This window comes from Treponema sp. SP13 (assembly GCF_050938355.1).
GTDB classification, from domain to species: Bacteria; Spirochaetota; Spirochaetia; order Treponematales; family Treponemataceae; genus Treponema_D; species Treponema_D socranskii.
The window spans coordinates 51711-70123 of record NZ_JADOVM010000005.1 but is presented as its reverse complement, the minus strand read 5'-3'; the positions used below and the strand labels follow the sequence as shown (position 1 = coordinate 70123).

The following is an 18413-nucleotide window of genomic DNA, read 5'->3' as shown; positions in this document are numbered from 1 at the left end:
GATACCTGTTAATATTTAAACAAAAAACGGATATTATCGATAATACTCGGATTGATACATAATGATAATAGATTTAAAATAGACAAGGAGAAAAATAATACATGGCTAAAGGAAACAAAAACAATACGGCGACTATCGGTTTCGAACAACAGATTTGGGCCGCTGCCGATATTTTGCGCGGCAATATGGATGCGGGACTCTATAAGCATGTCGTTCTCGGGCTTATCTTTTTGAAATTCATCTCGGATAAATTTGATGCACGGCGGCAAGAGTTGCTTGCGGCCGACGACGATGCGGAAGATAAAGACGCCTACACCGAGGTGAACGTATTCTTCGTGCCGCCGTCGGCACGCTGGAGCGTTATTTCCGAAGCGGCACATAAAGAGGAAATCGGCACGGTTATTGATGATGCAATGCGAGCAATTGAAAAAGAAAACAAACGGCTGAAAGATATCCTTCCCAAAAATTATGCCCGCAGCGAATTGGATAAGCGGCGTTTGGGAAACGTGGTAGACTTGTTCACCAATGTTCAAATGGCCGAACACGGCACCGATAAAGATATTTTAGGCCGTACCTATGAATATTGTCTTGCAAAATTCGCCGAGAAGGAAGGTAAACGCGCGGGAGAATTCTATACGCCGGCCTGCGTAGTACGGACACTCGTTGAAGTGTTGCAGCCGTTTAAAGGACGCGTATACGATCCGTGTTGCGGTTCCGGCGGGATGTTCGTACAGTCCGCCGATTTTGTAAAACATCACTCCGGTAATATCAACAACCTCTCAATCTTCGGACAGGACGCCAATCCGACTACGCGCAAAATGGCATTGATGAATCTCGCTATCCGAGGGATCGAAGCCGACCTCGGCGATTACAATGCCGATACATTCCACCACGACTTGCATAAGACGCTTAAAGCGGATTTTATCCTCGCCAATCCGCCTTTCAATCTTTCGGATTGGAACGACGGCAGTTTAAACGATGATCCGCGCTGGAAGTTCGGTTTGCCGCCTTCCGGAAACGCCAATTTCGCGTGGCTCCAGCATATGATTTCACATCTTTCGCCGAACGGAAAAATCGGCATGGTGCTTGCCAACGGTTCGCTTTCTTCCCAAACAGGCGGAGAAGGTGAGATTCGCAAAAGAATAATTGAAGACGATCTCGTAGAGGGCATTATCGCTATGCCTACACAGCTGTTTTATACGACGCAGATTCCGGTATCGCTTTGGTTTATCAACCGTAACAAAAAACAAAAAGGAAAGACACTGTTCATCGACGCTCGCAAAATGGGAACGATGGTCAGCCGGCGTCTGCGCGAATTAACCGCTGAAGATATCGGCAGGATAAACGCTGCCTTTCAAGCTTTTAATGCCGGGACACTTGAAAATGTACAAGGTTTTTGTTCCGCCGTCACTACTGCCGAAATAGCTAATCAGAATTATATTCTTACCCCGGGACGCTATGTGGGCATCGAAGCGCAAGAAGATGACGGCGAGCCGTTTGAAGAAAAGATGACACGATTGACCGGCGAGCTCTCGGAGTTGTTCAAACATTCACGCGAATTGGAAGATGAAGTCCGTAAAAAGCTGGGAGCGCTCGGGTATGAAATATAAACTTTCCGATATTTGTACTTTTACTGATGAGCAAATTGTTGTCACCGATTTGGATTTAAATAATTATATTTCTACGGAAAATATGCTTCAGAATAAAGAAGGCGTTATTCGTTCGGCCCGATTACCGACCGTCAATCAAATACAAGCCTATCAACCGGGAGACGTGCTGATTTCCAATATCAGACCATATTTTAAAAAGATATGGTATGCCGACCGCAGCGGCGGATGTTCAAATGACATACTGATATTGCGGGCAAAGGAAAATACGTATCCCGGATTTCTTTATTATTTACTTTCGGATAATGCTTTTTTTAATTACGCTACAGCCACGGCAAAGGGAACAAAAATGCCGCGCGGCGATAAAGATGCAATAATGAAGTATGAAGTTCCCAATCTACCGATTGGTATACAAATTAAAATTGCGGATATACTATCCGCATTGGATGCTCAAATTTCCAACAATAAAGCAATAAACAATCATTTATCGGCTTATTGTGTGAATATATCCAAAAATTGACGCGGCGTTACGACAAAAGGATTTGCAGGAAAATGTTTTATATTACCCGTAATCAAATAGGTTTCAAACTGCTTCCGTGCATTCAATGTAACTGCATAAAAAACAATATCTTTCGGATCGGGTATCGGCTCTGTTATACTTATGCCGTCAAATTTTAAGCCTATTTCTTGTATCGCATTCACTGCAATATCGACCGATTCCGTTGGAAAGCAAAATTTCGAACGATGCAACACGGCGGAATATTCGGCAATGATTTCCTCATTGTAGACAGGGATAATTTTTCCGGCGTACATATAGTCAATAATATAACGGGGAACGGAATTTTCTTTTAAGAATGCGGAAACAAGAACATTCGTATCAATGACGGCGTACAAAGGCACCCTCACTATCGCTTGCGAGCGGCATCGATTTCGGTATTGATTTCTTCAAGACTCATGTCGGAAATGCCGTTTGAAGCTGCGCTTTGTGCCATTGCCTGCATTGCCGATAGTACGTTTTGCGGAATCCGTGCTCTTACGGCATCCCGATCATAGTTTCCCAATTTCATACTGAACGGAATACCGTTTTCGGCAACGCTGCGCTTAAAAAAAATACGTACCGCTGTCGATAAATCAAGCCCCAGATTTTCATAGACGGCAGCCGCATCGTCTTTCAGTTTTTCATCAACACGGATTTGAACCAATGTACTTGCCATACTCAACCTCTATTATAGTATTATATCACAAAACTCTATTTTTGCAAGTACATTGTAATGACGATGCAGCAGGTTAGTTTTGTCCGTTTTAATCCGTTTTGAGATGTGAAACATCAATTTCTCCCGACATAAGGCGGGGTAATAAAGCGTCTCGGAGAGCAGATAGATATATATTTTGCTCTCGATTTTCAATTAATAGATTTCGTATAATTTCAAAATATATAGAATATCTTTGATAATCATCGGGCACACATATTGATAATTGCAATACATATTGTTTATCAACATGAGGAATTGCGGAACCCGTTATATGATCTCTAATATTATTTTCGAAATATTTTAATGTTTGATATATAATTTCCTGCATTGATAGATTTGAAACGGTAATCTTTGCAAGTGTAGATCCTACTATTCCCCTTTTTCCAAAATATACAGTACCAGAACTGGCACCATCCATTACCATTAGGATATCTCTTGTATGTGCTATTAATGAATTTTTAGACACCGCATATGTTTTTTGGGTACCTGTAAGACTATCTATGGTTAAATAAGGCTCACTTCTATTTTGATAATTATCAATTAGTATAGCAGGTTTCTTTCCTTTTATAAACTTACAAAAATTTAATAATGAAATACGATCCCCTTCTTTTTTTATAAACATTTCTTTAAAAATCGCCTGCGCTATCTGCTCTAAATGATTGTTTATCTTTGTATTGATAGCAATTTTATTGTCCAACGTCTGAAGAATTCGCCCGATTTTGATTTGCTCTGCAAGAGGCGGTGCAAAGAACTCCATATCGTTTATGACGCCTTGCTGAACACGTTGCCGCCCAGAACTGCCGACCATCGATTTTATAGCTTTCTCGCGTAAAATCGAACTTATAGTTAAATAATAGATAAAGTTTTTATCGCTTACATCAGGTATTGCCCGAAGAACAATAAACTCTGTTGAGCCAAAGCCAACTTCACCGTCATTAAGAATATTGACTTGTGCTGTCTTTCCATTTTCAAGACATGGAGTAATTCTGGCCATCAGTGTGTCACCATTACGAAATTTGGATCCCCCGGTAAATGGTACAATCTCATAAGAAAGAATATCTCTTGCAAATGGCTGCAGCTGCTCCATTCCTACTTTTTTTGTCATAGCACCTTTTTCAATATGTTCGTACGGATTGAAATCGATAAAATCTGCAGCTCTTACAAGTTTCCAATTACTCATATCATCCCTCTCCTCAGCCGATAAATTTTCTATGCGAATTTTTTACATTCGCCTGATTGACCATTGCATAGGTCATTGTCGTATCTATTTTCACATGGCCGAGTAAACGTTGTACTTGTTCAATGGGCATGCCTTTATCGATTGCCCGCGTGGCAAGGGTGCGCCGGAATTTGTGTGGATGAACCTTTTGTATATCCGCACGCTTACCGATTTCGCGAAGCCTTGTCTCTACACCGCCTATTAATAAGCGCTTATACGGCAGGGCAAGCGATACAAAAAGCGCAGGATTGTTATCGGCACGGCAATCGAGGTAGTTTTGCAGATGAATTTTTGTTCGCGCATCGAAGTAGACCAATCGTTCAGTTTTGCCTTTGCCGAACACGACGCATTCCCTTTCATGAAAACTGATGTCTTCCCGATTCAAACCGACCAACTCGCCGACACGCATCCCCGTAGAAGCAAGCAAGTCGATCATTGCCAAATCGCGAACTTCGTCACAGGCATCACGAAGCAGTTCCAATCCTTCGTCGGAAAAAGTATCTTTGATTATTTTATCCGCCTTTATCTTATGGATTCGACGGACGGGGCTTTTGAGGATATAATCCTCGTCCTCCAACCATCCGAAAAAGCTGCTGAAAATCCGCCGCATATTGTCTATTGTTACTTTACTTGATTTTCGTTCTTTTTGATAGTCGGCAAGATAGACTCGCAGATCGTCGGTAGTAATCTCCCGTACGGGTTTTTTGACGCTGTTTTGCATTTGTCGTATAGTTGAATCATAATATTTCAATGATTTTTCCGAACAGCCCTCTACCCCCTTTGCCGCAATAAACATTTCAAGCAACCCTTCTTTTTCCTGTTGATCGGAAGCTTGCCGCTCAATAACATCCACATCGTGAAAGTAGTATGCCAGCACCCGCTGCAGTTCTGCCTGCTGTGCTGTGTCGAGCAGCGGTGCCATACGCATTTGTATCGCCGTAATCAGTTTGTCCTTCATGTATTCCCCCTGTCTTTCGGTAAGTAATTGATTTATAATGACAGCAAGGGGAAAGATAAACAATCATTTATCATCCTCAAGGTCAGTTACCGATAATTCGCCGGACATTAGATGAGGTAAGAGAGTATCGCGAATTACTGCGAGGTTTTCATTCGCAAGACTATTCGAAAAGATCATGTCAATAAGAATACCGACTGCTTCGGTAAAATAAAAGGCAACTTTTATAGGAGGGATAATAATCGGCTCTATTTTAAGGAAATCAGAAATATTAAGGTTTTTAATACCAGTCGTACCATTTTCATAGGAAAACATTATACCCCGGTCATAAAGGTACTTCCAGTAAAAGTAGACGAAGGATGAATACCCTTGCAGTGGTTTGATAGCTCGGCAGAAATTGGTACATACCATTCCGAAATCGTATCGGTCAAGAAGAGACTGTGTTATCAGTGCACAGCGTCCAGTTGATTGTGTAGGACTTCCACCAGAAATTTCAACTACAATATCTCCAACGCTTAACTGTTTATCAGCATAATTTTTAGGAAAGATATAACGAATAGGCATTTTGCCTTTATTACCAGCATTAATGTTGTCAATATCGGTACCACGAATACAATATACTTTTTGTGTGTTATTACTTGTCGAAGTGTCCTTGCCCCAATCTCCGCCAATGATCGTAGAAAGAAGGTCACTAAAAGTACCTTCCCGCCAATCCTTCGGCATCTTTCCGCCAAAAGGCTCAAAATCCACAAACCACGATTTAAAAATCGCTTGCGCTATCTGCTCTAAATGATTGTTTACTTCTTGAGGGGTTTCGATATAGAATGTGAAAAAGGGGTATTTCTATGTCGTACACAGAGGCAGACTATGAAAAGGCGGTAATCGCGGTGTTCCGCGACATATTGGGTTACAACTATGTTTACGGTCCCGATATCGAACGCAACTATGCCGACCCTTTATATGTAGACGAGCTTATGCCCGCTTTACGGCGCATAAATCCCAGATTGCCTGAAAATGCCCTTGGCGAAGCGGTTTATAAGCTGCGGAGTCTTGAAAGCGGTACGATAGTACAAAAAAATATACGATTTATGGACTACCTCCAAAACGGCGTAAGCGTAAATTACTTCCATGAAGGCGAACGGCTATCCGCTTTGGTACATCTTGTCGATTACGAAAATGAGAATCGCAACGCTTTTACCGTCGCCAATCAGTGGACAATCACCGAAAACAGCGAAAAAAGGCTGGATGTTATCGTATTTTTGAACGGTTTACCCGTTGTAGTATTCGAGTTGAAGTCACCCAGTCGAGAAGAAACCGACGCTTCGGAAGCATTTCGGCAACTTCGCAATTACATGAACGAAATACCGTGCTTGTTCGCCTATAATGCCTTTTGTGTAATGAGCGACCTTGCAACGTCAAAAGCAGGGACAATCACCGCCGACGAAGATCGCTTTATGGAGTGGAAAACAAAAGACGGCAGCTACGAAAACACCCGATATGCCCAATTCGACACTTTTATTGAAGGAATATTCGATAAGACACGCCTGTCGGATATCATTAAAAACTTTATTTGCTTTTCAGGCGACAGAAAAATCCTCGGAGCCTACCATCAATATTTTGCCGTAAAAAAGGCTGTCATCTCTACCGACAAAGCAATCAAAACGGACGGACGCGCCGGTGTGTTTTGGCATACTCAAGGCAGTGGAAAATCTTTATCGATGGTATTTTATGCACACTTGCTGCAAGAATCTTTAAAATCGCCGACGATCGTAGTGCTTACCGATCGCAACGACTTGGACAATCAACTTTTCGGGCAGTTTGCCAAATGTTCCGATTTTTTACGCCAGAAGCCCGAACAGGCTGAAAGCCGCAAACATCTGAAAAACCTGCTTGCTGCACGGGCTGCAAACGGCATTATCTTTACCACAATGCAGAAGTTTGAAGAATCTTCCGAACCTCTTTCCGTGCGCCGCAACATTATTGTAATGGCTGATGAAGCTCACCGCGGTCAGTACAGCTTGGAAGAAAAAATCGATACGACAACAGGCCGAATTATCCGCGGTACCGCACGGATAATCCGCAACAGTCTGCCTAATGCGACTTATATAGGCTTTACGGGAACGCCTATATCCGCTAAAGACCGTTCCACTATCGAAGTTTTCGGCAACTACATTGATGTCTACGATATGACCCAAGCCGTAGAAGACGGTGCGACCCGTCCTGTCTATTATGAAAGCCGCGTTATCCATTTAAAACTGGACGAAGATGTTCTGCACCTTATCGATGCGGAATACGAAATCATGTCCGAACATGCCGAACCGTATGCCATCGAAAAGAGCAAAAAAGAACTCGGCAGAATGGACAGCATTCTCGGTGCGGAGCAGACCGTTACCGCTTTATGCGAAGATATTGTTAAACACTATGAGGAAAACCGGCAGCACGAACTTACGGGCAAGGCGATGATTGTCGCTTATTCTCGCCCGATTGCGATACGTATTTATCGAAAACTGCTTGAAATACGCCCCGAATGGATCGAAAAACTCGGCATAGTGATGACTTCGAGTAATAACGATCCTGAACAATGGCACGAACTAATCGGAAACAAACGTCATAAAGATGAGATGGCGAAAAAGTTCAAAGACGATAATGATCCTTTCAAAATTGTCATCGTGGTGGACATGTGGCTGACCGGTTTTGATGTGCCGTCTCTTGCTACGATGTACGTCTATAAACCGATGGCAGGGCACAATCTTATGCAGGCAATCGCTCGTGTCAACCGGGTTTACAAAAATAAAGAGGGCGGCCTGGTAGTCGATTACGTCGGTATTGCAGGGGCATTAAAACAGGCAATGAATGACTATACCAATCGCGACAAGCAAAATTACGGCGAACAGGATATTGCAAAAACCGCATTGCCCAAATTTATCGAAAAGCTCGAGATTTGTCGTGACCTTTTTCACGGTTTTGACTATTCCGGCTTTATAAAGGAATCCGCAACCGACCTCACCCGCGCAAAATTGATCAGCGGTGGAGTAAACTTTTTGACCGCTGTAAATATTCCTTTGCATCCCGCCGAGTTGAATGAAGACGGCCGTAAAGCGGCTTTAATGGTTGCTGAGCCCCCAATCGCTTACGGCAATGTAACGAATCGCAAAGATACTTTTATCAAAGAGGCAATGCTCCTCCGACAAGCTTTATCACTTTGCCGATCGCTTCTTACGTCTTCACAGCGGTTTGAAGCAGCTTACTTTGAAGCGGTGCGTACCTTACTTACCCGTATCACCGGAGAAAACACACCTTTATCTCTAAAAGAAATAAATGCCCGCATCAACGAACTATTAAAGGCAAGTATTCGGAGTGAAGGTGTTATCAATTTGTTTTCGGGCGCCGATACGGATTTTTCTCTCTTTGATCCCAAATTCCTTGAAGAAATCGCCAAAATGAAAGAAAAAAATCTCGCTGTCGAGATTTTGAAAAAACTGCTGGCCGAGCAAGTATCTCTCTACCGCAAAACGAATCTCGTCAAAAGTGAAAAGTTCTCCGAGATGCTCTCGCGCGCGATGAAAGCGTACCTCAACGGAATGCTCTCAAACGAAGAAGTTATAGCCGAACTGATGCAAATGGCGAAAGAGATGGCGGAAGCTTCGGCCGAAGGGAAAGCAATTGGGCTGACCGAAGAAGAGTCGGCGTTTTATGATGCCCTGACCCGCCCCGAAGCCGTTAAAGATTTCTATGCCAACGAAGAACTCGTTGCGATGACCCGCGAACTTACGGATATGCTCCGTAAAAACCGCACTATCGACTGGCAGAAAAAAGAATCCGCACGCGCCGGTATGCGCCGGATGGTAAAAAAATTATTAAAAAAATATAAATATCCGCCCGAAGGTATGGAAGATGCAATCGCAACCGTTATCGGCCAATGCGAACTGTGGGCGGATAATTAAGGGAGAATTGAACAATGAATGCTTTTAAAAGCACTATCTACAAATATCTTGGCGGAACATGCCAATACCTGATACCGCTATATCAAAGAACATACAATTGGGAACGCGAACAATGTACCCGTCTCTGGAACGATATCGTAAATCTTCATACTACACACAAAGAGGGACACTTTTTGGGCTCGATTGTCCGTATCGATGAAGATGCGGCAGCAGGTTCTACCCGGGCGATGCTTATTGACGGACAACAGCGGCTTACAACGGTAACGCTTCTTCTTGTCGCCTTGCGTGACTACGCGGCGGAACACCCGGACTGCGGGACAAATCCCAACAAAATAACGGACACGCTGCTCATAAATCAATATGAAACGGGCGACGCTAAATACAAGCTGCTTCTCACACAAACCGACAGGAAAACCCTAATAAAAAAGATCGAGGGCTCCCCGATTCCCGACTCACTCAAATCCCGCGTAGTGGATAATTACACTTTTTTCTTCGACAGAATTAACAAAGCTGAGGTTGCACCGGCCGACCTCTACAACGCTATCGGGAAACTGCAAATCGTAGATATCGTTCTCGATCGTCAGTACGATGATCCGCAGGCGATTTTCGAGAGCTTGAATTCTACCGGTATGGATTTGAAAGATTCCGATCTCATCCGTAATCACTTGCTGATGGGGGTTGATTCTATCACTCAGTCGGATATTTACAATAACATCTGGCAGCCGATTGAGCAGCTTTTCGATTACGAACACCAGAGTGAATTGCTGGATAATTTTTTTCGCGACTATCTTACAATAAAATTAGGCAGAATTCCCCGGAAAAACGAAGTATACAAGGAGTTCCGTGCCTACCATCATGCCGATAAGCTGAGTGTTCGCGATCTGTGCCGAGATATTTACAGATTCGCAAAATACTATACGGATATGTATTTTGTCAAAAGCGACGATCCCGTACTGAAATCGTTGTACGGCGATATAAAATCGATTCGCATGGAAGTTGCTTATCCGTTTTTGCTGAAAGTACATGAAGACTGTGACAATGGTTTAATAACAATTGAAGAACTGCGAGAGATTCTACAGCTTTGCGTGAGCTACGTCTTACGCCGCGCAGTTTGCGACATTCCGACGAATTCGCTGAATAAAACCTTCGCCACAATGAAAAATGACATCAAATCGGACGACTACTTGAACTCGGTAAAAGCGTTTTTTATTTTGCTCGACTCCTACAAAGAGTTTCCGGACGACGAGCACTTCTTTGATGCTTTCCTAAAACGCGATATTTACAATATGAGTCGCTGCCGCTATATCCTTGGACGACTTGAAAATTGGGATAACAAGTCGGCCGTTGTTCCGGAAAATTTGAGCATTGAGCATATCATCCCGCAAAACCCTCACCTTTGTGCAGAGTGGGTATCCGCGCTTGGCGATAGATGGAATGAAATTCAAAAAAAGTATCTGCATACAATCGGTAATCTTACATTGACGGCATACAATTCCGAAATGAGCGATTTACCGTTTACCGACAAACTGACAATAGACGGCGGTTTCAGACAGAGCGCACTCCGTCTGAATAAGTATGTCGTCGCTCAGACCTCTTGGGGCGAAAGACAGATCAATGAGCGCGCGGTTCTGCTCGGCGAAATTGCCAAAAAGGTGTGGCCTTACCCGACACTCACGGAGGTTGAACTTGCTCCTTACCGTAAGCAAAAAGATAGCGTATCGGAATATACCCTTGAAAGTTATCAGCACTTGAATGCGTTTAACCGTATGCTTTTTGAAAAAGTTAACATCCGAATTCTCAATCTCAGTACCTATGTGAGAAGAGAATTTAAAAAAATGTATATCGCATACAAACTCGATACCAATTTTGTAGATGTGATTATTCAAAAAGCGCGACTCACTCTAACAGTGAATATGAAATTTTCCGATGTCATCGATCCGAAAGGAATTTGTAAAGACTTATCAAATGTCGGCAAATGGGGTAATGGTGATGTCGAAGTCAGTTTAAGCAGTTTGGATGAACTTGATGATGTAATGGCTATCGTCGAACAGGCGTTCATGCTGCAAGACGAAGAATAAATTCATCAAATTTTCAGATAATATCCTCGATACCCGATTCCCCCTTCGTTGACAAAGCTTCCTTTCGGTGATAGTGTTTTTATCCGGTGAGATACGGTAAACGACGGCATTCGAGAGGCTGCCGTCGCTTTTATCAAAGCTTGCGATTTTCCGCAAAAATTACAGAGGCTTAGTATGAAAAAAGATTTAGGCGTTCATCCCTATGTGTTTCCCATGCCGGTGCTCATGGTTGCGACGTACAACGAAGACGACAGCGTCGACGTTATGAATATGGCGTGGGGCGGCATGTGCGCGGAAAATATGGTCGCGCTCAATCTCGACGAATCGCACAAAACGTCCGAAAATATTAAAAAGAGAAACGCCTTTACGTTGAGCGTGGCGGATCTCGACAACATTGAAGCGGCGGATTTTTTCGGCATCGCGTCGTGCAATACGATGCCCGACAAATTCGAACGTACGGGACTTCACGCGTATAAAAGCCGGAAAGTGGACGCTCCCGTCGTCGAAGAATTCCCGCTCACGCTCGAATGCAAAGTTGCGGCGATCGAACACGGTGTCGGCGGTTTTCGCGTCGTCGGTGAAATCGTCAACGTCATCGCAGACGAAAAAATTCTCGACGCAAAAGATAAAATCGATCCTGAAAAACTCAACGCGTTCGTATTCGACCAATTCCAAAACGGCTATTACCGCATCGGTGAAAAAGTCGGGCAGGCGTGGAAGAGCGGCGCCGATCTGATGAAAAAATAAACGCGGTTCGAAAGCTCGCGTGCCCGTTCGGAGTCCGCGATTCCGATCGCCCGGGACAAAACACGATTAACAATTAATAATTATTAATCGTTAGGGCGTGTCCCTCGCTCCGCTCGGGCCGGGCTTTTCGGCGTTCCGCGCTCATGCGCTCCATTCCTCCGCTCGCTCATCGCTCGCTTCGGAACGGCTTCGCCGCGCCTCCAATCCCTCACGCACGACGAACGAAAGCGGCGTCGGCCTTCGTGTCCGCTGCGTTTCGTTCAATTTGAAACGGCTCTGTCGTTTTCCGAATCTTGTGCCGTATCGATATCGCCGCATTGATTTTGCGTTTTGTTACGCAGCGTTTTGACGCCGAAAACGAAATAGACGATGTGGCATATCCACACGACAGCAAGACAAATTCTGCCGACAGGAACCCGCTTCATCATGATAAAGCCCGTAAGCATTACCGCCGTCACCGTAGCGATAACCGAAATTTTCGTTTTCAGCGTCATCGCTTTATGCTCGACAAAACTTTCCAAATGCTTTTTATACAGCGATGTGCCTATAAACCAGTCGTGCAATCTCTTCGAACTTTTGGCAAAGCAAAAAACGGTTGCCAAATAAAAGGGTACGGTCGGAAGAATCGGCAGCGCGATGCCGACGGTACCTAATCCCAGTGAGATAAAACCGAGTATTATCCACAAGATGCGAATCGGGTTTTTCATTTCAACTCCTATCAACTCCTATAAAAACTTTTCCATTTCAAAAACGGTATGTGCGATATTCAGCGTCGACATTCGATGCGATACGATGACGACGGTTTTACGTTTTGATTTTTCGTTGAGCGATTTTAAGATGATGCCTTCGTTCAGCGAATCGAGGTTGCTCGTCGGTTCGTCCAAAAACATGATCGGCGCATCGTGCAAAAAGGCGCGGGCAAGTCCTATGCGCTGCCGCTCTCCGCCTGACAACGTGCTCCCCAGTTCGCCGACTTCCGTGTCGTATCCGTCGGGAAGCGAAGAGACGAATTCGTCGAGCGACGCTTTTTTCGCCGCGTCGATTATCTCTTTGCGCGTCGCGCCGATTTTGCCGATTGCGATATTGTTTGCGATCGTGTCGCGGAAGAGGGACGTTTCCTGCGTTACGTAGGATTCTGCTCGGCGGAGGGATGCCGTATCGATCGTCCGTATGTCTTTTTTCGAAAGCGAAATGCTTCCCGACTGCAGATCCCAAAAGCGCATGAGCAATTTTAAAAGCGTCGATTTGCCGCAGCCGGACGGCCCGTGAATGCCGAATATTTTCCGTCCGGGAATTTTGAGCGAAAAATTCGTCAGGATGTTTTCCGCGCCGTAAGAAAAATCGGCGTTTGCAATATCGATGCCGTTTACGGCAAAAGCTTTTTCGGCGGTTTCATCGTTCATATTGCCGCTTGTCACTTCTTCGACGACAGGCTTTTCATCGAGCAGGGAGAGGACTCTTTCTCCGCTTGCAAGCGTCTGCATCAAATTGTTCGAAAGATTCGACAGGGCGACGACCGGCCCGAATGAGCTCATCAAAGCGGTCGTCGTTACGATGACGCTTCCGAGTGAAACGCTGCCGGCAAAAAAAGAGCGGAGCATCAGGTAAAAAACCGCGGCGTCGAAAGCGATGATGACGAGATTGGTAATGGCGCGCTGATAGGATTCAAGCGCTGAAAGTTTTTTTTGCGTAGCTGTCAGTTCCTGCGATTTCATTTCCAATTCGGATAAGCGTTTTTTGCCGCAGCCGTATTGTATCGTTTCGTCGAGGCCGCGAAGCGAATCGAGCACGAAGGCGCTCAAATTTCCGAACGCGTTTCGAAACTTGAGACCCTCCGCACCTCCGAGCTTTGCATTTACAAGCGGGATGACGGCGCCGACCGTTATATACGCGCATAAAGCGATGATGCCGGCCGCGGCGCTTCCGTGCCATATAAAGACGGTCATGCACGCCGACACGATGAGCGCGATCGCGACCGGAGAAATCGTGTGCGCGTAAAAGACTTCGAGCAGTTCGATGTCCGATGTTATTATCGAAATGAGATTGCCTTTGTCTCTGCCTTCGAGCTTTGCGGGGCAGAGTTCGCGGAGTTTTGCAAAGATGCGGTGCCTGATGACCGCGAGCAGTTTGAATGCGATAAGATGATTGCAGTACTGTTCCGCATAATGGAAGATACCGCGGCACACTGCAAACGCGATCAAAAAGTACGGCAAAATCCGAAGCGGCAGCAAGGGCGCGCTTTGTCCGGCGATGCCCGCGATTCCGGAAGCCGCCGATACCGTTACGGCGATCGCGCACAAGTGTCCGATACTGCCGAAAAAAATCGCAAGCAGCATGACGGGGATGAGCGTGCGTATGAGGACGATGAGGCGCGCCATAATTAAAAATGCGTTTTTCTTTTCGACTTTTCGCTGCGCTGTGTTGCACTTCATCGTTTTGCCTCCTCCGCATAGGTTTCGAGTTTATGCTGTGCGTTGTACATGGCAGCATAGTTACCCTTCGCTTTTATCAATTCGTCATGCGTACCCGATTCAATGACATGTCCGCCGTCGAGCATGTATATGCACGAAGCGCCGGTGATATTCGACAGCTTGTGCGAAATGACGATAACGGTTTTATTTTTTGCCAAAGCTTTGACGACGTCCATGATCATCGCTTCGCTTTCCGCATCGACATTCGAAGTGGCTTCATCGAATACGTAGACGGCGCTGTCGTGAAGCAATGCGCGGGCGAGCGCAAGCCGCTGGCACTGTCCGCCCGAAAGATTGCTGCCTTTTTCCGCAAGCTTCGTTTCGAGCCCGTTTTGCGTTTGCAAAAAATTCCACAAATTGACTTTTTGCAATGCGCGCTGCATATCCTTTTCCGAAGCATCCGCGTTTCCCATGCGGAGGTTATATTCGACAGTTCCCTTAAACAGATAACTTTCATGAGTGACGAGCGTCGCCGCGTTCATAACGGCGTCTTCGTGTATCGAAGCGAGTTCCGTTTTATTAAAGCTGATGCTGCCGGAATACCCCTTGTTCCGCGTCATGATGAGAGAAGCGATCGTGCTTTTGCCGCATCCCGATTTTCCGACGATCGCCGTGAGCGACTTCGGCTTGCATGAAAGCGAAACATCTTTCAATATGTTCCGCTCGGGAGAATATGCGAACGAAACGTCCGAAAACTCGACGGCAACGGAAGGGCCTGAAAGGACGGCGGGACCTTCCTCTTTTTCCGGCAGATCGAGCAGCGCGAATATTTTATCGGATGCCGCCATACCGTTCATCGCAACGTGAAAAAAAGAGCCGAGCAGTCTCAACGGAATAAAAAATTCTGCAGCGAGCAATACGATCATAAGGCAGCCGCCGAGCGTAACTTCTCCGCGCGCGAATTCGCCGAGAGCGATGATCATGCCGATTGCCGCTCCGCCGTACGCCATAATGTCCATAACGCTCGTGCTGTTCAGCTGCATGGAAAGCACTTTCATCGTAATCCGTCGGAAGTTTTCGGCCTCCCTGTCCATTTCTGCCGCCTTTTGTTCATCTGCGCGGTAGATTTTTAAAGTGGTCAGTCCCTGCAAATTTTCCAAAAAGCCGTCGCCGAGCTTTGCATAGAGCGCCCAGTATTTTCGCAAAAGGAATTTTGCGATCTTCATGATGAGTACGATCGAAAGGGGAATAAGCGGTACGCACAGCAAAAGGACGGCGCACGCTTTTATACTCACGAACGACAAAAAGGCAAACAGCGTTAAAGGCGCAAGCAGACTGTATGCAAACTGTGAAAGATATTTTCCGAAATAGATTTCAAGCTGTTCGACGCCGTCGGAAGCGAGCTGTACGATTTCCGCAGTAGGCGCGGAGCTCCGGTATGAGGCGCCCAAGCGCAGGAGTTTTTCGTACATGTGCTTGCGCAGCGTTATTTTGACATCGGCACTCGCATTGTACGATGCGGCGACGTAGAAGCGGTCGGATACGAATCGTACGGCAAAGCAGCACAGTGCCGCACCGGCGTACAGCGGGGCGAGAGGGGCGATCGACTCATGAACGAATAGTTTCTGCACGATATCGCTTATAAAAAAGACGATCGCTGTTTGGCAGAGCAGCGAAACCCATTGGCAAAGCACTTGCAAAAGTACGAATTTTTTTGCGTGCGACAGTAATCGTATCAATCGAATTTTAATCATGCGTTTTCCTTAGTTTGCATACCGACGATTATATGCTTTATAACGAGGATCGGATGATATAACAGCATCCGCGGTCCTGAAAAGCGCATAACCGTTTTGATTTTATTTCCCATTTCCTGTCCGTAGCAATGAACTTTACATGCCGAGCAAAACGTTTTTTCTTTCATAAACGGACACTTGTCGATTTTTCCGAGCGCATACGCATAAAGCGCGGCGCACTCGGCGCACAGCGAGTTTTTCACCCCGTGCTTTTTCCGGCAGTACAGCCGTATCATCTCGCCGACGATTTTCTTTTCGTGCGCCGTTTTCGTTTCGATGGAGTTACCCATTGCTAACGATACTAGCGGATAAACGTTTCCGCGTCAATCAATATTTCCTATTGACATATCCCGATTTAAATAATAGCATAAGCTAACTATGATTAGTATGTGATAACCGTATAGATTTTTTATCTTCTGCCGTTATGTTTATTTGAAACCGCTATGAAATATCTGTTTGACGAAATACTTGCATCTTTCAAAGAAAAGGGGATGCGCATAACGAATCAGCGCAAACGGCTGCTTTCGATCATACTGCAAAACCCCGATGTATCGCCGAAAGAGATATTATACATCGCGCATAAAAAAGATACTTCAATCGGGCGGGCGACCGTATACAGAATGGTACGTTCGCTGCAAGAGCTCGGATATGTTCGGCAGCAGTATGTTAAAATAATACCGAAACGGCGAAGCGCAGATACTCAGATCGCCGTATCGAGCTCTCCTTAAAACGCAGTGTACATAAGCAAATTTAACAATAAGGAATATCAGGTAGCAGTATGAGATTGATTGAATTTATTAATTTGGGCGGGCCTATCAATTGGGTACTCGCCGTGATCTTGTGCTTTTGTTTTTGCCAATGCCTTGAACGCAGCATGTATTTTTTTCAAACGCGAAAGGGTTCGAAAAACGATGTGCTCAAGCGCCTGCAGGAAAAGGCGGCGGCAGTCGCCGCATTGCCGGAGGGGCAGCGCCGTACCGAACTTACAAAGGAAAGCACGCTTTTGTATTACGAAATGAACCGCGGACTGTGGCTGCTCAATTTTATCAGCGCGGTGTCGCCTTCGATAGGGCTGCTCGGTACGGTTACCGGTCTTATCGGTTCGTTTTCCAAGATGGCGGAAGTGGGCGCTGCGGTGAATATTCAGGATCTGTCCGGAGGCATTTGGGAAGCGATGCTCACGACGGCGTTCGGCATGATCATTTCGATACCCGCGCTTTTGTGTTATCGTACGTTTAAGCGCATTATCGAAAAGCGCATGATGTTTATGCAGCTGTACGGCGAAGAAACCGATCGGAAAACGTCGGAGGGTAAATAATGTTTGCTCCCGATTCTTTTTCCCGTTACGACGAAGAGCTTGTCGTAAACATCACGTCGCTCATCGACGTCATCTTTATTTTGCTCATTTTTTTTATGGTATCGACCCAATTTAAAAGAAGCTCGCTTCCGCTCGACTTGCCGAGAAGCGAAGACGCGACGCAGGAGCGCAATACGACGAAGGTGCTTGCCGTCACTGCCGACAGGATGGAATTGGACGGAGACGCCGTAACGCTTGAAGCGCTCGAGGATACGCTTTCGTCCATGTATGCGCGGGAACCGGAGCTTGCGCTTTCGCTCGAATGCGAGCGGACGGTCGAGTTCGAACGGATCGTGCAGATATTGACAAAAGTGCAGGCCGCGGGGATCAGCCGCATAGGTATCGTGCATGAGCCGCTGGATTAGCTCCGCTCTGTGTACGCTCGCAATCGTCGCAGTGCTGTTTTGCCTGCCCTTTTGGGGTATACGGAGCGCTTCGTCGTCTCAAGCGTCGATCGTATCGGATACGACGGTGTCGAACGTGCGCATCGTACAGCGGCCGGCAAAAAAAGCGCCGGCAGCCGTGCACAATAAAAGCGTTCCCGCAGTTCCGGCAAAACCCGCCGAAACGATCCCTTCTCCGAAACCGGAAACGCCGGCCGAAGAACTCGAGCAAGCCGAAGCGGTCGATGAAAGCCCGTCGGCGGATGCGAGCGAAAGTACGGTAAGTGACACGGCGAATGCGGGCGGCGCCGTAGATTCGTTTTCTCATACGCAGGGAGCGAAGGCGGCGGCAACGTATAAATCCTATGTGCTCGGGCGTATCGCATCGAAAAAGACATATCCTTATGCCGCTCGTTCAAGCGGCTTGGAAGGCAAAGTGCGCGCGCGCATCACTGTCAATCCCGACGGAACGCTTGCGGAAGCCGTCATTCTCGAGCCGTCGGAATACGAGCTTTTAAACAGTGCATGTCTCGCCGCGATAAAAAAATCGGCTCCGTTCAGAAAAATGACGAGCGGGGCGAACGCGATGACGCTCTCATTCGTTATGGATTTTTCGCTGCACTGAGTGCAAGCGGAACGAGCGGTAAATTTTATTAAAAGCATGCC

General features: G+C 46.0%; 18 protein-coding genes. 9 read left to right on the top strand and 9 right to left on the bottom strand.

Annotation, left to right across the window (positions count from 1 at the left end):
- The first annotated feature begins 101 nt into the window (after positions 1-101).
- On the top strand, positions 102-1610 hold the full coding sequence (locus IZU26_RS09850; RefSeq protein ID WP_433278698.1) for an N-6 DNA methylase: 1509 nt from the start codon (positions 102-104) through the stop codon (positions 1608-1610).
- Positions 1600-2127 carry a restriction endonuclease subunit S gene (locus tag IZU26_RS09845; protein ID WP_433278696.1) on the top strand — a complete coding sequence of 176 codons (528 nt, stop codon included), beginning with the start codon at positions 1600-1602 and terminating at the stop codon, positions 2125-2127. The genes IZU26_RS09850 and IZU26_RS09845 overlap by 11 nt, the downstream gene beginning before the upstream one ends.
- Here the strand turns inward: IZU26_RS09845 and IZU26_RS09840 are convergent.
- The 5 genes from IZU26_RS09840 to IZU26_RS09820 form a co-directional block, all read right to left on the bottom strand.
- A complete protein-coding gene (locus IZU26_RS09840; protein ID WP_433278694.1) occupies positions 2100-2507 on the bottom strand; it encodes a putative toxin-antitoxin system toxin component, PIN family in 408 nt (135 codons plus the stop codon). The genes IZU26_RS09845 and IZU26_RS09840 overlap by 28 nt on opposite strands.
- A gap of 5 nt (positions 2508-2512) precedes the next feature.
- The gene (locus IZU26_RS09835) at positions 2513-2821 is read right to left on the bottom strand and encodes a type II toxin-antitoxin system RelB/DinJ family antitoxin (RefSeq protein ID WP_016524325.1); all 309 of its coding nucleotides are present in this window, start codon (positions 2819-2821) and stop codon (positions 2513-2515) included.
- 88 nt (positions 2822-2909) lie between these two features.
- On the bottom strand, positions 2910-4040 hold the full coding sequence (locus IZU26_RS09830; RefSeq protein ID WP_433278691.1) for a restriction endonuclease subunit S: 1131 nt from the start codon (positions 4038-4040) through the stop codon (positions 2910-2912).
- A 13-nt stretch (positions 4041-4053) separates the two neighbouring features.
- Positions 4054-5037, bottom strand: a complete 984-nt coding sequence (gene xerA, locus IZU26_RS09825; protein WP_021495572.1) for a site-specific tyrosine recombinase/integron integrase — start codon at positions 5035-5037, stop codon at positions 4054-4056.
- 63 nt (positions 5038-5100) lie between these two features.
- Positions 5101-5757: a hypothetical protein gene (locus tag IZU26_RS09820; protein ID WP_433278689.1), complete on the bottom strand. Its 657-nt coding sequence runs from the start codon at positions 5755-5757 to the stop codon at positions 5101-5103.
- A gap of 122 nt (positions 5758-5879) precedes the next feature.
- Between IZU26_RS09820 and IZU26_RS09815 the strand changes: the two genes are divergently transcribed.
- The 3 genes from IZU26_RS09815 to IZU26_RS09805 all read left to right on the top strand — a co-directional run bounded on the left by IZU26_RS09815 (position 5880) and on the right by IZU26_RS09805 (position 11803).
- Entirely contained in the window at positions 5880-8978 is a 3099-nt protein-coding gene (locus tag IZU26_RS09815; protein WP_433278687.1) for a type I restriction endonuclease subunit R, read from the top strand.
- A 14-nt stretch (positions 8979-8992) separates the two neighbouring features.
- Positions 8993-11056, top strand: a complete 2064-nt coding sequence (locus tag IZU26_RS09810; protein ID WP_433278685.1) for a GmrSD restriction endonuclease domain-containing protein — start codon at positions 8993-8995, stop codon at positions 11054-11056.
- A 174-nt stretch (positions 11057-11230) separates the two neighbouring features.
- Positions 11231-11803, top strand: a complete 573-nt coding sequence (locus IZU26_RS09805; protein ID WP_433278684.1) for a flavin reductase family protein — start codon at positions 11231-11233, stop codon at positions 11801-11803.
- Positions 11804-12063: 260 nt separating this feature from the next.
- On the opposite strand, the gene IZU26_RS09800 is transcribed toward IZU26_RS09805, so the two are convergent.
- The 4 genes from IZU26_RS09800 to IZU26_RS09785 are packed head-to-tail and all read right to left on the bottom strand — an operon-like array spanning position 12064 to position 16297.
- Positions 12064-12510, bottom strand: a complete 447-nt coding sequence (locus tag IZU26_RS09800; RefSeq protein WP_433278682.1) for a YbaN family protein — start codon at positions 12508-12510, stop codon at positions 12064-12066.
- An 18-nt stretch (positions 12511-12528) separates the two neighbouring features.
- Entirely contained in the window at positions 12529-14235 is a 1707-nt protein-coding gene (locus tag IZU26_RS09795; protein WP_433278681.1) for an amino acid ABC transporter ATP-binding/permease protein, read from the bottom strand.
- Positions 14232-15968, bottom strand: coding sequence for an ABC transporter ATP-binding protein/permease (locus IZU26_RS09790; protein ID WP_433278679.1), 1737 nt, complete (start codon positions 15966-15968; stop codon positions 14232-14234). The genes IZU26_RS09795 and IZU26_RS09790 overlap by 4 nt, the downstream gene beginning before the upstream one ends.
- On the bottom strand, positions 15965-16297 hold the full coding sequence (locus IZU26_RS09785) for a nitrous oxide-stimulated promoter family protein (protein WP_433278677.1): 333 nt from the start codon (positions 16295-16297) through the stop codon (positions 15965-15967). Before IZU26_RS09785 ends, IZU26_RS09790 begins: the two co-directional genes overlap by 4 nt.
- 153 nt (positions 16298-16450) lie before the next feature.
- Here IZU26_RS09785 and IZU26_RS09780 point away from each other — a divergent pair, with 153 nt between their 5' ends.
- Genes IZU26_RS09780 through IZU26_RS09765 form a run of 4 tightly spaced genes read left to right on the top strand, consistent with a single transcriptional unit; the run spans position 16451 to position 18372 of the window.
- Positions 16451-16735: a transcriptional repressor gene (locus IZU26_RS09780; protein WP_021331515.1), complete on the top strand. Its 285-nt coding sequence runs from the start codon at positions 16451-16453 to the stop codon at positions 16733-16735.
- Between the two features lie 50 nt (positions 16736-16785).
- A complete protein-coding gene (locus IZU26_RS09775) occupies positions 16786-17325 on the top strand; it encodes a MotA/TolQ/ExbB proton channel family protein (RefSeq protein ID WP_433278675.1) in 540 nt (179 codons plus the stop codon).
- Positions 17325-17729 (top strand): ExbD/TolR family protein, encoded by a 405-nt coding sequence (locus IZU26_RS09770; RefSeq protein ID WP_021331539.1) that lies wholly within the window; start codon positions 17325-17327, stop codon positions 17727-17729. The genes IZU26_RS09775 and IZU26_RS09770 overlap by 1 nt, the downstream gene beginning before the upstream one ends.
- Positions 17713-18372, top strand: coding sequence for a TonB family protein (locus tag IZU26_RS09765; RefSeq protein WP_433278672.1), 660 nt, complete (start codon positions 17713-17715; stop codon positions 18370-18372). The genes IZU26_RS09770 and IZU26_RS09765 overlap by 17 nt, the downstream gene beginning before the upstream one ends.
- The last annotated feature ends 41 nt before the right edge of the window (positions 18373-18413 follow it).

Bases quoted from the DNA above. Each gene is read 5' to 3' on its own strand.
- IZU26_RS09780 (WP_021331515.1), top strand. From the start codon at position 16,451: ATGAAATATCTGTTTGACGAAATACTTGCATCTTTCAAAGAAAAGGGG.
- IZU26_RS09835 (WP_016524325.1), bottom strand. From the start codon at position 2,821: ATGGCAAGTACATTGGTTCAAATCCGTGTTGATGAAAAACTGAAAGAC.
- IZU26_RS09845 (WP_433278696.1), top strand. From the start codon at position 1,600: ATGAAATATAAACTTTCCGATATTTGTACTTTTACTGATGAGCAAATT.
- IZU26_RS09770 (WP_021331539.1), top strand. From the start codon at position 17,325: ATGTTTGCTCCCGATTCTTTTTCCCGTTACGACGAAGAGCTTGTCGTA.
- IZU26_RS09805 (WP_433278684.1), top strand. From the start codon at position 11,231: ATGAAAAAAGATTTAGGCGTTCATCCCTATGTGTTTCCCATGCCGGTG.
- IZU26_RS09850 (WP_433278698.1), top strand. From the start codon at position 102: ATGGCTAAAGGAAACAAAAACAATACGGCGACTATCGGTTTCGAACAA.
- xerA (WP_021495572.1), bottom strand. From the start codon at position 5,037: ATGAAGGACAAACTGATTACGGCGATACAAATGCGTATGGCACCGCTG.
- IZU26_RS09795 (WP_433278681.1), bottom strand. From the start codon at position 14,235: ATGAAGTGCAACACAGCGCAGCGAAAAGTCGAAAAGAAAAACGCATTT.
- IZU26_RS09790 (WP_433278679.1), bottom strand. From the start codon at position 15,968: ATGATTAAAATTCGATTGATACGATTACTGTCGCACGCAAAAAAATTC.
- IZU26_RS09775 (WP_433278675.1), top strand. From the start codon at position 16,786: ATGAGATTGATTGAATTTATTAATTTGGGCGGGCCTATCAATTGGGTA.
- IZU26_RS09830 (WP_433278691.1), bottom strand. From the start codon at position 4,040: ATGAGTAATTGGAAACTTGTAAGAGCTGCAGATTTTATCGATTTCAAT.
- IZU26_RS09810 (WP_433278685.1), top strand. From the start codon at position 8,993: ATGAATGCTTTTAAAAGCACTATCTACAAATATCTTGGCGGAACATGC.
- IZU26_RS09815 (WP_433278687.1), top strand. From the start codon at position 5,880: ATGTCGTACACAGAGGCAGACTATGAAAAGGCGGTAATCGCGGTGTTC.
- IZU26_RS09765 (WP_433278672.1), top strand. From the start codon at position 17,713: ATGAGCCGCTGGATTAGCTCCGCTCTGTGTACGCTCGCAATCGTCGCA.
- IZU26_RS09785 (WP_433278677.1), bottom strand. From the start codon at position 16,297: ATGGGTAACTCCATCGAAACGAAAACGGCGCACGAAAAGAAAATCGTC.
- IZU26_RS09800 (WP_433278682.1), bottom strand. From the start codon at position 12,510: ATGAAAAACCCGATTCGCATCTTGTGGATAATACTCGGTTTTATCTCA.
- IZU26_RS09820 (WP_433278689.1), bottom strand. From the start codon at position 5,757: ATGCCGAAGGATTGGCGGGAAGGTACTTTTAGTGACCTTCTTTCTACG.